General features: G+C 36.6%; 13 protein-coding genes and 3 pseudogenes. 11 read left to right on the plus strand and 5 right to left on the minus strand.

Annotated features, from left to right (window positions below):
* Positions 1-144: 144 nt before the first annotated feature.
* Positions 145-747 carry a LysE/ArgO family amino acid transporter gene (locus AC1RNS_RS17465; RefSeq protein ID WP_492994480.1) on the minus strand — a complete coding sequence of 201 codons (603 nt, stop codon included), beginning with the start codon at positions 745-747 and terminating at the stop codon, positions 145-147.
* 108 nt (positions 748-855) lie between these two features.
* Here AC1RNS_RS17465 and AC1RNS_RS17470 point away from each other — a divergent pair, with 108 nt between their 5' ends.
* From AC1RNS_RS17470 to AC1RNS_RS17485, 4 genes and pseudogenes are all read left to right on the plus strand, one after another.
* Positions 856-2283, plus strand: coding sequence for an aminotransferase-like domain-containing protein (locus AC1RNS_RS17470; protein WP_492994482.1), 1428 nt, complete (start codon positions 856-858; stop codon positions 2281-2283).
* Positions 2284-2570: 287 nt separating this feature from the next.
* Positions 2571-3112: pseudogene (locus tag AC1RNS_RS17475) on the plus strand (NADPH-dependent FMN reductase).
* 40 nt (positions 3113-3152) lie between these two features.
* Positions 3153-4202, plus strand: coding sequence for a 2,3-butanediol dehydrogenase (locus tag AC1RNS_RS17480; protein ID WP_492994484.1), 1050 nt, complete (start codon positions 3153-3155; stop codon positions 4200-4202).
* 104 nt (positions 4203-4306) lie between these two features.
* Entirely contained in the window at positions 4307-5047 is a 741-nt protein-coding gene (locus AC1RNS_RS17485; RefSeq protein WP_492994575.1) for an alpha/beta hydrolase, read from the plus strand.
* Positions 5048-5437: 390 nt separating this feature from the next.
* On the opposite strand, the pseudogene AC1RNS_RS17490 reads toward AC1RNS_RS17485, so the two are convergent.
* Positions 5438-5548 (minus strand): annotated as a pseudogene (locus AC1RNS_RS17490) (ring-cleaving dioxygenase); the annotation flags it as partial.
* 184 nt (positions 5549-5732) lie between these two features.
* On the opposite strand from AC1RNS_RS17490, the gene AC1RNS_RS17495 reads away from it, so the two are divergent.
* Positions 5733-5939: a (4Fe-4S)-binding protein gene (locus AC1RNS_RS17495; RefSeq protein ID WP_492994486.1), complete on the plus strand. Its 207-nt coding sequence runs from the start codon at positions 5733-5735 to the stop codon at positions 5937-5939.
* 16 nt (positions 5940-5955) lie between these two features.
* Positions 5956-6225, plus strand: coding sequence for a GNAT family N-acetyltransferase (locus AC1RNS_RS17500; RefSeq protein WP_492994487.1), 270 nt, complete (start codon positions 5956-5958; stop codon positions 6223-6225).
* A gap of 134 nt (positions 6226-6359) precedes the next feature.
* On the opposite strand, the gene AC1RNS_RS17505 is transcribed toward AC1RNS_RS17500, so the two are convergent.
* Entirely contained in the window at positions 6360-6929 is a 570-nt protein-coding gene (locus tag AC1RNS_RS17505) for a GNAT family N-acetyltransferase (RefSeq protein WP_492994489.1), read from the minus strand.
* 198 nt (positions 6930-7127) lie between these two features.
* On the opposite strand from AC1RNS_RS17505, the pseudogene AC1RNS_RS17510 reads away from it, so the two are divergent.
* Positions 7128-8301, plus strand: a pseudogene (locus AC1RNS_RS17510) (oxalate decarboxylase family bicupin).
* A gap of 51 nt (positions 8302-8352) precedes the next feature.
* On the opposite strand, the gene AC1RNS_RS17515 reads toward AC1RNS_RS17510, so the two are convergent.
* Complete coding sequence (locus tag AC1RNS_RS17515) at positions 8353-9504, minus strand: MFS transporter (protein ID WP_492994491.1); 1152 nt, start codon at positions 9502-9504, stop codon at positions 8353-8355.
* Between the two features lie 96 nt (positions 9505-9600).
* On the opposite strand from AC1RNS_RS17515, the gene yeiL reads away from it, so the two are divergent.
* Both yeiL and AC1RNS_RS17525 read left to right on the plus strand, forming a co-directional pair.
* Positions 9601-10263, plus strand: a complete 663-nt coding sequence (gene yeiL, locus AC1RNS_RS17520; RefSeq protein ID WP_492994493.1) for a transcriptional regulator YeiL — start codon at positions 9601-9603, stop codon at positions 10261-10263.
* A gap of 124 nt (positions 10264-10387) precedes the next feature.
* Positions 10388-10561, plus strand: coding sequence for a hypothetical protein (locus tag AC1RNS_RS17525; protein ID WP_492994495.1), 174 nt, complete (start codon positions 10388-10390; stop codon positions 10559-10561).
* A 78-nt stretch (positions 10562-10639) separates the two neighbouring features.
* Here AC1RNS_RS17525 and AC1RNS_RS17530 read toward each other — a convergent pair whose 3' ends face one another.
* On the minus strand, positions 10640-10957 hold the full coding sequence (locus tag AC1RNS_RS17530; protein ID WP_492994497.1) for a hypothetical protein: 318 nt from the start codon (positions 10955-10957) through the stop codon (positions 10640-10642).
* 284 nt (positions 10958-11241) lie between these two features.
* Between AC1RNS_RS17530 and AC1RNS_RS17535 the strand changes: the two genes are divergently transcribed.
* Positions 11242-12222: a diaminopimelate dehydrogenase gene (locus AC1RNS_RS17535; protein ID WP_492994499.1), complete on the plus strand. Its 981-nt coding sequence runs from the start codon at positions 11242-11244 to the stop codon at positions 12220-12222.
* A 228-nt stretch (positions 12223-12450) separates the two neighbouring features.
* On the plus strand, positions 12451-13269 hold the full coding sequence (locus AC1RNS_RS17540) for an alpha/beta fold hydrolase (RefSeq protein WP_492994501.1): 819 nt from the start codon (positions 12451-12453) through the stop codon (positions 13267-13269).
* Positions 13270-13309 lie beyond the last annotated feature (40 nt).

The raw sequence follows: 13309 nt of genomic DNA on the forward strand, positions 1-13309 counted from the left end.
AGCTCAGAAACTGCTCAGGTCGCAAGAAAAAGTGCTCGGGTAACCTCAGAATCCGCTCAGGTCTCGAGAAAATATGCTCGGGTAACCCAAAAAAACGCTCAGGTAACCAAAATAGGAAATATCCTGAGCGTTTTTATGCCAAAATTACAATAAACCATTCAGCAGATATAAAGCTGTAGCCCAGATAAAGACAGCAGAACATTTATTAAAAATACTCATTATTTTCCCTGAGCTATCGATTTTTTTGAAAAAGGCTCCAGCAATGGTAAGACCAAAAAACCATATCCAAGAAATCAATACACATGCAGCAGTGAACAATATTTGCTCCGTGTCACTATATTTTAAAGCACTTGTCCCAATTACACCAATTGTATCTAGAATGGCATGTGGATTTAAAAGTGAGACAGAGAGCGCAAATAAAATTTGTTTTTTCCTAGGAAGTGCTTCGCTATTATCAGCTGTGGTTGGGGTGGAGCGCCATATTGTATAGCCCATATAAAGTAAGAAAAGGATACCAACCGTCATTAAGGCAACTCGAAGCCACGCAAATTGCAATACGATAATAGACAAACCGAATACTGCAAGCAGAATCAGAAGCGTATCACAAATTGCGGCTGTGATGCTCGCAGGAAAGGCTCGAACTAGATGTGGCTGTGTTGCACCCTGTGAAAAGACAAAGACATTTTGTACGCCTAATGGCAAAATAAGTCCAAATGCTAAAATCATTCCATGAAAAAATGCTTCCAATAAAATTCCCTCCTTTCACTAAACATTCTAGTTATGATATAACTAAAAGAAAACGACCAATTGGATGGTTTTTTTACCACCCAATTTTAACTGTTTGAGGTGATATAAATGAGCTGGCAGCCAATTAAACAAGGCGAAATGACGTTACAGCAGCAAATTATCCAATGGATTACAGGACATATTGAGCGAGGTGATTGGGTAGCAGGAACAAAGCTACCAACACAAAGGCAGCTTGCCATGCAATTTGGAGTCAATCGCAGTACCGTACAGCAGGCATTAGAGGAATTGAAGGCAACTGGCATACTAAAAGCCAAGGTTGGCTCAGGTATTTATGTAGCTGATAATTCCTGGCATTCTTTAATTACACAAACACAACCTAATTGGCAAAATTTTATAGACACTAGTCTTCATAAGCCCAATTACCATACCATTCAATTAATCAATGAATATGAGCAGCGCGATGATGTCATTCGTTTGGGAACTGGAGAGCTTGCACCAGGTCTACTGCCAACAGCTGATATAGAAGCATCACTGAAGGAGCTTTCTTTGCAGCCGAAAGCGTTAGGCTATTCATCACCTCAAGGAAATGACAGGCTACGAGTTGCAATTTGTGAATATGTGAAAAAAAGAGGCATCCATGTGCAGCCTCAAAATATTTGTATTGTTTCAGGTGCACTTCAGGCATTGCAGCTGATTGCTGTTGGATTGCTTGAGCAGGGCGCTATTGTGTTCCAGGACCAAACTTCTTATTTAAATTCAGTGCATCCCTTTCAGTCGGTGGGTATGCAAATGATGGCTATCCATAGAGGTGAACAGCTTGCCCAAACATTGGCTCAACAAAAAAGAAAAAGACAGGCTGTGTTTTATGCTGTTCCTACGTTAAACAATCCAACTGGTGAGGTATGGACAATGCAAGAAAAAAGGCAACTTTACGAAGCGTGTAAAGCGTCTCGCATTCCTATTATTGAAGATGACGTTTATCATGAATTGCTCTTTGAAGCGACAACACCTCCAATTAAATCAATGGATGATAGTGGGCAAGTCCTTTATATTGGAAGCGTCTCGAAAACCTTAAGCCCTGGACTTCGTATAGGCTGGCTAATTGGTCCAACGACAGTGATTGAACGATTAGCAGATATAAAGATGCAAACAGATTACGGTTCAAGTGCCATCTCGCAGGAAATTGTCTTACATTGGCTGCAATCTGGTAAATATGAAAGACATATTGAAGACTTACGCCAAAAATTACAGCGAAGGGCACATTATGTAGAGACTATTTTAAAAGAAAAATTCAATGATTTGGCTGACTGGAGCAAGCCAAAGGGAGGCTTTTATATTTGGCTAAAGTTTTATAAGCCCATCGTTGATAAAGCGTTATTTACCAAGCTATTATACCGACAAGTTCTTATCAATCCTGGCTATATTTATGATCTACAGGATGCCCATCATATCAGATTGTCCTATGCCTATGCTACCTATGAAGAATTACAGAGTGGCCTGGAAATATTACATGAATGTGTCAGTAGCAGTGGTTGAAAAACGGAATGAAAAAACTCCATTTTGAAAAAAGATTTACGTTTAGTATTCAATTTAAAAGGAAATTGTTGAAGGCAGAGATATTGCAATAAATAACGTCTCTGCTTTTTTATTATTGTAAAATCATTTTTCCGGTATAGAAAAGTTGCGAAACAAGAAATAGAGTGTTACTATTATCTCGAACTCAAGATAAAAGAATTCAAACCTTTTGCGCCATTTGGAAGGTGGGATATAGAAATGAGTTTTTAAATAGGTTCCTTACTTCAAATAAAAAGAAGGAAGAAGCAATGGCAGAATTAAATATTGGCATCATTATTGGATCAACTCGTGAAGGGCGTGTAAGTCCATAGGTAGCACAATGGGTAAAGGAAATAGCAGATTAACGAGGAGATGCGAAATATACAGTAATTGATATTGCAGATTACAAATTACCTCTACTAGGTGAAGCGGAGCAAGATGCTTCAGGTGCACAAGCTTGGTCAGAAGCTATTGCCAAACGGATGGATTTGTGTTCATCGTACAAGAATACAATCATTCCATTACAGGCGCTTTAAAAAATGCATTAGATTATTTACGTGAAGAGTGGAATAACAAAGCTGCAGGGATTGTATCCTTTGGCTCTGTAGGTGGTGTTCGTGCTGCAGAACATTTACGTGGCATTCTAGGAGAGCTTTTAATCGCAGATGTACGCGTTCACCCTGCATTATCACTATTCACAGATTATGAAAATGGTACAGACTTTAAACCAAAAGCTGTACAAACTGATTCAGTCAATCAAATGTTAGACCAACTAATTCCGTGGTCTAAAGCGTTATATACAATTCGTTAAACATCATGAGAAATGACAACAAAATTTGGAGGAATGAAAAATGAAAGCAGCAGTATGGTATGGTCAAAAAGATATTCGAGTAGAAGAAAGAGAATTAAAACCATTAAAAGACAATGAAGTAACTGTTCGTGTAGCATGGGCAGGTATTTGTGGTTCAGATTTACATGAATATCAAGAAGGGCCTGTTTTTGTACCAGTAGACGCACCAGATGCATTAACTGGCGAAATTGCTCCGATTACAATGGGTCATGAATTTGCAGGAGTCGTAGAAAAAGTAGGTCCTGCTGTTACAAAATACAAAGTAGGAGACCGTGTAGTCATTAACCCTACAATTACTCATGGAAACAAACCAGAAGACATTGACAGCTATGATGGTTTTAGCTTTATCGGCTTACATGGTGATGGTGGTTTTACTAAATTTGCAAATGCGCCAGAGCATAATATTTATAAATTACCAGATACATTAACGCTACAGGATGGTGCTTTAGTAGAGCCTACTGCTGTGGCTGTACAAGCAATTAAAGAAAGTGGTATGCAATTTGGTGACACAGTGGCCATCTTTGGTGCTGGTCCAATCGGCTTATTAACAACAATTGCAGCAAAAGCAGCTGGCGCAAGCAAAATATTTGTCTTTGACTTATCAGAAACACGTCTTGAAAAAGCGAAAGAGCTTGGGGCTACAGAAGTATTTAACTCTGGAAAAATCAATCCAGTGGACGCGGTAAAACAACATGCTCCAGATGGAGTCGATGTTACGTTTGAAGTTGCAGGTGTTGCACCAACGTTTAAATCATCCATTGATGTAACTCGTGCTCGTGGTACAGTTGTTATCGTATCCATTTTTGCTCATTCGATTGAGTGGAACCCAATGCAACTAACAAACACAGGTGTTAAAGTAACTTCAACTATTGCTTATACACCAACTTCATTCCAGCAAACAGTTGATTTAATGGGTACTGGACAATTAAAACCACAAGGGATCATTACTTCTCAAATTGAACTAGATGATATCGTAGAAAAAGGATTTGAAGCATTAACAAATGACAAATCTCAAGCGAAAATTTTAGTTAAATTAAGTGGAGAAATGTAATTCATTTAATTTTGGTTTATGATATAAGCACAGCAAGAAGGTAGCCGTAAATAGGCTACCTTCTATTATTATCGACAACTATGAAGAAGGGTTCTGATAAAGTGATGAAAATACTCCCAGCCAAAGAAATTTACCTCAAAGGACATGAGCATGCCATTTTACTTTTGCACTCATTTACAAGTCATACAAGAGATATGAAGAAAGTTGCAACCGTGCTCCATGAAAAAGGTTACACATGCTATGTACCGCTCTATCGTGGACATGGTTATATTCCAGAGCAACTATTACAGTATAATGTAGACGACTGGTGGGACGATGTGGTGAACGCTCACCAATTTTTGATGAATGAAGGGTACCAAAGAATCTCTGTAATCGGATTATCAATTGGTGGTATTTTCACATTGAAACTTGCTCAATTAGAAAAATTAGAGCAAATCATTGTATTATCGGTACCAGTAGATAAGGGGCCAGAACAATTAAAGCAAAGAATCATCGACTATGCTTACAATTATAAAAAAGTAGAGGGGAAACCAGAGCTCCAAATTTCTAATGAACTCGAAATTTTTAACGACATGCCGCTAGATTCTTTTATAGAATTTCAAAAATTTATTAAAGCAACTATGCAGCATCTGGATAAAATCTCAATACCTATCGCTATCTTCTATGGGGAACGAGATGATGATTTGTACGCGCAAAGTGCCGAAATTCTATGCAATAACGTCAATTCTGATGTAAAACGGATGAGAGGCTTTGAAAAGTCTAAACATTTAATAACATTAGGAAAAGAACAAGATGAAATAAATAAGGAAATAATGAATTTTCTAACGACGACTAATTTGTACTAATCCTAAATAGGGGGTTTTCTAAGTTCAATTAGATTAAACCCCGTTATACTTCCATACACCATTGTTAATTGTGGCTTTACAACGGTAACTGTGGGATCGGTTGTCATTGTCAGTATTTTAATCAAAATATTGTAGGGAAAGTTATTGACTATCAATAAAAATCATGATAATATTATCTCGAATTAAAGATATTTTAATTCGAGATAATATTTTTATACATATATTTTTGATGATTATCTCGGATTCGAAATATGAAATCTAAAAAGTCGAAGAATGGCTTCTGAGTTTTGAGAAATCCTATAGGCTATGACTTATAAATAATATAATTTTAAGGCAAATCGATCTCAAAATTTACTCAGCATTTATGGATAGGAAAGATTTTATATGTTAAAAATCATGATACATACTTGGATCATCTTGATTGACGGTTTTTTTCACCCGACGAAGTTCTAAAATATCGTGATAAAATTTATGATTTTCGTGTGCATTTTTCGTAATCATTGAAATATGAGGGTGTTCAGGTGCTTCAATTTTTCCTAAAGACGGAGATAATGTAAAAGTTTTAGTGGGGAAAGCAGATCAAGCTTTGTATGAAGCAAAGGAAAAGAGAGATAGTTTTGAGCTATTTACTGGATTATAACCTACTAATTTAGGGTAATTAGAAGAAAAAGTGAGGGGAATGCTTATGAGTTTTAAAGAGTACAAAGGAGAAAAAATTACAGTTTATTTTGATGGGGAAATTTGTCAGCATGCAGGTGAATGTGTAAAAGGATTACCTGAGGTTTTCAATGTAAAAGCAAGACCTTGGATTTCTCCTGATCAAGCAGATGTAAATGATGTAGTAGATGTAATCAAAAGATGTCCAAGTGGTGCATTAAAATATAAACGTTAAAAGGAGAACTATTTCAATGGATATTAAACAGGGTACTCAGTCATTTTATATTGGGAACGAGGAAAATAGTGAAGCTGAGGTTCATTTTGTTCTTGTAGGAGAAACTCGAATCATTTTAGATCATACACATGTTGCAGAACATTTAAGAGGTCAAAATGTAGGTCAGCAATTAGTAAAAGCAGCTGTGGAATATGCCAAAAAAGAAAAGTTATTAGTCATCCCATTATGTCCTTTTGCAAAAGCTGAGTTTGAAAAACATCCTGAATATCAAGAATTATTAGGATAGCCATCCATAACTTCGGAAAAGCGCAAACAATGGACAAGCATTTGACCATCTGAAGAACTACGAAAAATTGAGTTCCTTGATAATAATAAAATATCGCACCTCTATTCAGGGGTGGGATATTTTTTAGGAAATCTCTATTTAGAGATTGTATAATAATCCATTCCTTTAAAATCTAGATGTTCTTTAGGTGGGCTTGTTATGGAATATTGCTTAGTCATCCCAATTTTCTCTAAAATCCTTACCGAAGGAATATTTTGGGGAAATACCGTCGTCACTATTTCATCCAATCTTAAGGTAGAAAAACCATAATCTAATAAGGCTTTTGCCGCTTCAGTAGTAAGCCCTCTTCCTCTAAAATCTTTCTTGAGACCATAATAGATTTCAATTTTTGTAGAATCTAAATCATAGGGTCCAAGTCCACAAAAACCAATAAAGCAATTTGATTCTTTCAAAATAATACCAAGATTTAATTTATAAATTTTCTCCAGGGTATTTTTATTATTGCAATCCATAGACCATTGTATTATTTCCCCGACTTCTTTTAGGGAAGGTGGGGCTTCAGGAATATAGTCGTAAAAATTTGGCTCTGATATTATAATAAACAAATCTTTAGTGTCTTCCAATCGATAAGGTCTAATAATGAGTCTTTCGGTTTCGATTAATAAATTCTTGAAAATAGTCTGATTTTTAATTTCGCTATTCATCTCAGTTCTCCTTTGTACAATTTCACACAGAAATAGATGCATACTTAAAATAACTATGTTTGTTAATATTGTCAAATTGTCGCCTTTAGAATTGATATTTCCTGTGCGTTTGATGCCCATAAAAAGAATAATCTAGATAAAGAACCCATACATTTTTAAATAACGATTTCTTTATGAAGAGGTGAATAATTGGAGAATATGCCAGAGGGCTATTTTTATGTTCCACAGCCTATTCGAGATGATGCGGGAGGGGTGGATAAAGGGCCAAGAGATATTATGAGAGATTTAGAAAACCCTAATATGCTAGTCCCTCCAAAAACAGATGCTGGACTTATACCAAATCTAAAATTCTCTTTTTCTGATACGCATATGACCTTAAATAAGGGGGGCTGGTCACGAGAAATTACGGTGCGTGATTTGCCAATCGCCAGGACATTGGCAGGGGGTTAATATGAGTTTGACACCTGGTGGCGTGCGTGAGCTGCATTGGCATCAACAAGCGGAATGGTCCTATATGCTTCTAGGTCATGCCCGTATTACAGCAGTGGATCAAGATGGCAGAAATTTTATAGCGGATGTTGGACCCGGGGATTTATGGTATTTCCCACCTGGAATTCCTCATTCGATACAGGGTCTTGAGGACGGCTGTGAATTTCTACTAGTGTTTGATGATGGGAATTTCTCAGATCTAAATACATTTTCAATATCTGATTGGTTTGCGCATACGCCTAAAGAGGTGCTGTCAGCTAATTTCGGAGTACCTATTAGCGCTTTTAACCATATTCCATCTGAACAAGTCTATATTTATCAAGATAAAGTGCCGGGTCCTATCGAAACACAAAAGGTTCAATCTCCATATGGTAAAGTTCCTCAAAGTTTCAAACATCGATTACTTTCACAAACCCCCATTAAAACACCAGGTGGCAGTGTTAGAATTGTAGATTCCTCAAACTTTCCTATTTCCCAAAATATAGCGGCAGCGCTTGTAGAAATTGAACCAGGAGCAATGCGAGAATTACATTGGCACCCGAATAATGATGAATGGCAGTATTACCTACAAGGGAAGGGACGTATGACTGTATTTGCCGCTAATGGTACGGCTAGAACATTCGATTATCGTGCAGGAGATGTCGGTTATGTGCCATTTGCCAACGGTCATTATATTGAGAATACAGGAACAGAAACATTATGGTTCCTCGAAATGTTTAAAAGCAATCGTTTCCAGGATGTGTCGTTAAATCAATGGATGGCGTTGACTCCATCTGAGCTGGTGCAAAGCAATTTACATGTTGGTCAGGAGCTCCTCAAGGTCTTGAGAAAGGAAAAATGGCCTGTTGTAAAATATCCTGGATTTTCTTATTATCCAAGGTAAATCTATAGAAAAGCAGGTGAAGAAAGAAAATTCTTTCATACCTGCTTGTTTTTAGTATTGATATTTATTTCTAGTCACAAGCAAAATAGCGATAGCTGGAACCGTACAAATCAGCATCGCTCCAAAGGATAGACCAGGAGAAATTTCGTATAAATAACCGCCTAAAAAAGTAAGGATAGCTGTACTTAATCCCATTGCTAAGGCAGAATAAAGTCCTTGTGCATTTGGGATCTGTTCCTTCGGTAATGCTTTAGTCAAATAACCAATAAAGGCAAAATGTGCAAGGGCAAACGATAATGCGTGTAAGGTTTGTGATGCGATAAATACCCAAACATTAGGAAAAAGATAAATAAGTAACCAACGTAAGGAAGAGCCACTTGCTGCTAAAAGCAATAAAGAGGATGAGCGCCATTTTGTAAATAACGTATCTGCCTTCATAAAGTATAAAATTTCACAAATAACCGCTATGTTTATAATCATCCCCATATAGAACGAATCGACATGTAAATCACCTAAATAAATATAACCGTAGCTGTAGTATGAAGCATGTGCACCTTGTAATAGGATGACGATGAATAAAACAATAGGGAATCCTTTAATTGTCCAAAGTGTTTTCATCGACAGCGATTTTGCTCGTTGTTCTTTTGTCGGTATCACAAGTAATTCTTTTGGTGTCGCTAGTTGCTGCATCAACAGCATACCGATAAGTCCAAGAACCATACTCCAAAAGATAATATCTTTGCCAAATACACCTGTTAGCATACTAATAATTAACACCGCAATTACAAAGCCGAAAGATCCATATGAACGACTTTTACCATAGTGAACATTTCCATGCTGGACTAATGTAGCGGCACTACTTTCAACGGCAGGTAGAAGAGCAGGGTAAAAAATGCTAAATAAAATAGTAACAATTAAAAGCATGCTAAAGCTTGTACTCGGTAAGTAAAGGAATGTTGTTATAAGTGCGCCTGTCGCAAGAATTGTAATAAGTCGTTTATTGTGTACATACTTAGCAAGAGTTGGGAAGAAAAACAGATTTGAAGTAGCTCGAGCTAAAAGACCACAGCCCATCACAACACTTGCCTGTGAGACAGTTAGATGCTTGACATCTACGAGCCAGCCTGTCCAATAAGGCAAGAAAATACCCCAAGTAATAAAAAATGCAAAGAAATTCTGAGAAAGCCATCGTTGATTATTCATTAATTTACCGTACCTCCATTAACTATGTTGAATAATAGCACGTTCATCGGTACAATAATGTGAGATATCTCATATTTTATAGGAGAGAGTAAAAAAATGCATATACTGACAACTAATGAGCGCATACATTATCTAGAAAAATACCCGATTCATGATTTCTTTTCATTTGATATTTATCCTTATCTTGAAGTATGTCAATTTGACAAAGGAGAATGGATTTTTAAAGAAGGATCTTTTCCAGATACGCTTTATTACATGGTGGAGGGGAAAGCAAAGCTATATATGACCCATAAAAATGGGAAGGTTTCTCTTATTGAATATTTAGAGGCACCACGTTTTATGGGGGAAATTGAACTGCTAAATGAAGCAAGATATACTAAAGGAATTCAAACGGTAACAAAAACAATTTGCTTCTCTATTACACAGGCATGTAAAGAAAAACTTCTGGCTGATGCTCTCTTTTTACGAAGACTCTGCGTGTTTTTAGGTGAGAAGGCGACAAATATGACAGCTAAATATACACAAAATCTGGCATATCCATTTGAAAATCGCTTAGCTGCCTTTATTCAGCTATCCGCAGATCAAGGTATCTATAAAGAAAGGCATACAGAAATCAGTGAATATTTGGGGGTTTCCTATCGGCATCTATTATATGTTCTAGCACAATTTTGTGATGAAAAGATTCTAGAAAAGAAAAAGAATGGTTATCACATTATTGATGGAGAGCGTCTTCACCAATTGACCCAGGAAATTCAGTAATTCTATATTTAAAGAGCTATTACCACCAATTGAGAAATTTTTAAAAAAATAAAAAGGCAACAGTTAATACTCTTTAATTTTGCAATCTTTTTCTATATTTCCTTACAGCAGGTATATATCTAAATTGTTAGAGGTTCGTAAAATAAAGATTACAGCACATAATGAGGCCATTGAAATGTTAACTATTATGAAGGATAGTGAAAATGTTAGCAAAGTGATTGAGGAAATAGCAGCGGTAACTGAGCAAGTGGCGGCTTCAGCGGTGCATCTTCAGACAGTGACGAAGAGTATGCATTAGCTTGCAGTAACCGCTGATAAATTTGAGGAAATTAATTAGATTTTATCAGCTAAGATCTGAAAATGAATTTAACAGACTTCAAATAAAGAGGTCAAGCTTATTATATTCACTTTTTTTAACCAGCCAGCGAGCAATTTCCTTGCCGCTGCAATAAAAGCTAACTTCATTGATTCTTTGTTTTTGTGGGGTAATGTTAAAGGTTTTTTCCATAACGTCAAAAGGAATAATGCCTGTACAATAATGCGTGTAGGGTGAAAACGGCTTATGCTTTATCTCAGCGGAAGTTAAAATTGTAGTATCATATTCTTTTCCAGATTTCTGTGCATTTTGGAATGGACAAGCAAGTAATGCTCCTTGTTCCCATGGTGTACTTGGTGAGTAACAATTACTTTTCATTCATCATGCCCCCTTTTGTCGTTAGTTTTATTGTACAAGATACCTGTCTTAAAAAGTCTTTATTTACAAGGCTTTAACGAAAACTTAAAGCTTAGTAACATGAAGTAGTAATTTGTAACCGTATTCATGCCGTTGACCGATAAAAATCATAGAAAACTGATATAATTTATCAAGCAAAAACAGATACTCAAACTATTGTGAATTTTTCTAACACAAAGTATTATTGTAAGTAGATTTAACGTGAAGTTTTTCACATAGTCACGTAATCGTGAGGAGGAATTTTGATGAGTGCAATTCGAGTAGGTATTGTAGGATATGGAAATTTAGGACGCGGTGTGGAATACGCTATTTCACAAAATCCAGATATGGAATTAGTAGCGGTATTCACTCGTCGTGACCCTTCAACAGTAAACGTTGCAAGTAATGCAAAAGTGTATGTAGTGGATGATGCTGAAAAATTCCAAAATGACATTGATGTAATGATTTTATGTGGAGGCTCTGCAACAGATTTACCTGAGCAAGGTCCACACTTTGCACAATGGTTTAATACAATTGATAGCTTTGATACACATGCGAAAATTCCTGAATTTTTTGAAGCAGTAGATGCGGCAGCACAACAATCTGGTAAAGTTTCAGTCATTTCAGTTGGTTGGGATCCGGGTTTATTCTCATTAAATCGTGTACTTGGTGAGGCTGTACTTCCAGTAGGTACAACATATACATTCTGGGGAGATGGCTTAAGCCAAGGACATTCAGATGCTGTACGTCGTATCGAAGGTGTAAAAAATGCTGTACAATACACATTACCAATTAAAGATGCTGTAGAGCGCGTTCGTAATGGTGAAAATCCTGAGCTGACAACACGTGAAAAACATGCCCGTGAATGCTGGGTTGTACTTGAGGAAGGTGCGGATGCAGCAAAAATTGAACAAGAAATTGTGACTATGCCAAACTATTTCGATGAATATAATACAACTGTTAATTTCATTTCTGAAGAAGAATTTAAAGCAAACCATACTGGTATGCCACACGGTGGTTTTGTGATCCGCAGCGGTGAAAGTGGAGCAAATGATAAACAAATTCTTGAATTCTCATTAAAACTTGAAAGTAATCCAAACTTCACGTCTAGTGTACTAGTAGCCTACGCGCGTGCAGCATATCGTTTAAGCCAAGCTGGCGACAAAGGTGCGAAAACTGTATTCGATATTCCATTCGGTCTGTTATCACCTAAAACAGCTGCTGAATTACGTAAAGAGCTTTTATAATTTTTGTTTATAACCTCGATTATCGGTAGTGAGATAATCGAGGTTTATTTTACTGTAAAATGAAAGTGGTGGATAGAATCAATGAACTGATGGATAGAAAAGCTAAAGAGATGGATAGAAATATTAAACTGATGGATAGAATCTCTCCTTCGTTTAGTCTAACGATTTTTTGAAAAATTGGGTATAGATGATATATTTGTGGAAACAACATTTTTTGGAGGAACAACTATGCCATTTTGCCAGGTAAGTAAGGCTAATATTTACTATGAAATGATTGGAGAGGGAAAGCCAATCGTTATGCTTCATGGATTTTCTCCAGATCATGGATTAATGGAGGGGTGCATGGAGCCCGTTTTTGTCAAAAGAGCAGGCTGGAAACGAATCTATATTGACCTTCCAGGAATGGGGGAGACGACAGACTATGAAGAAATTAATAACTCTGATGAGATGTTAAAGGCTGTAGTTGAGGTAATCCATTCCTTAATTCCAAATGAACCCTATCTTTTAGTAGGGGAATCCTATGGTGGTTATTTAGTTCGAGGCATTATGAGGGATTATCAAGAAGAAATATTAGGGGCTGCATTTATTTGTCCGTTGATTATTCCAGAAAAACAAAGAAGAACAGTGCCAGAACAAAGTATTATTCTGTCCGATAAAGAATTTATTTCAACATTGACGAAGCAGGAGCTAGAAGATTATAGCTCCTATCTAGTTGTTTTAGATGAACACCATTGTACCCGATACATGAATGAAGTAGTAGCAGGACAAGAAAAAGCTGACGTCAATTTTTTGGAAAAGATTCAGCAAAACTATAGCTTTTCCTTTCCTGTTGATGAAACGCTATTTGAAAAACCTTGCTTATTTTTGCTGGGTAAACAGGATTCTATGGTTGGATATAAGGATGCATTTGCTATTATTGAAAAGTTCCCAAGAGCAAGCTTCACGATTTTAGATAAGGCTGGTCATAACTTGCAAATCGAACAAGCGAATTTGTTTAATAGCCTTATGGGTGAATGGTTAGATAGAGTAGAGGAATTTACCGATTAACAATGGATTCCTTTGAATTTATTGACGAATTACGCACGCA

Source organism: Lysinibacillus sp. GW821-FHT14F06 (assembly GCF_058803665.1).